We start from the raw sequence: 360 nt of genomic DNA on the forward strand, positions 1-360 counted from the left end.
CTACTTGGGCCACGGTAAGGTCCTGAAGGGACTCAACGGCATCGTTGGCGGCCTGTCGTAGCCCTGTTAGGGCCTTCGACTTGCCATCCGCGGCGGCTATGCGGACAAGAACGTTCGACGGATGCATTTCGGAAGTGCGCTCGATTCCGAGAACGTCAGTAGCCCATGCGTCCACAAACGCGCTCAGCTCCGCGTACTCGGCTTCTTTTTCCGGAGACATGGTTCCCATTAGAGCTAACGCTCAAGTTAAGCCGAATTGCAGCGCGTAGCTGGCCATATGGCAAGCTCTTTTTGCCATATGGACGGCGTAGCGATGCAATTTCGGCTTGAACGCATTGTTAGGGGCCACCGACACGCTCG

At 56.9% G+C, this 360-nt stretch carries 1 protein-coding gene; it reads right to left on the reverse strand.

Annotated features, from left to right (window positions below; genetic code table 11):
- On the reverse strand, positions 1-220 hold a 220-nt coding region (locus tag OSC30_RS16810; RefSeq protein WP_267172998.1), incomplete at its 3' end, for a hypothetical protein.
- Between the last annotated feature and the right edge of the window lie 140 nt (positions 221-360).

The organism is Frateuria hangzhouensis (assembly GCF_026410505.1).
GTDB classification, from domain to species: Bacteria; Pseudomonadota; Gammaproteobacteria; order Xanthomonadales; family Rhodanobacteraceae; genus Frateuria_A; species Frateuria_A hangzhouensis.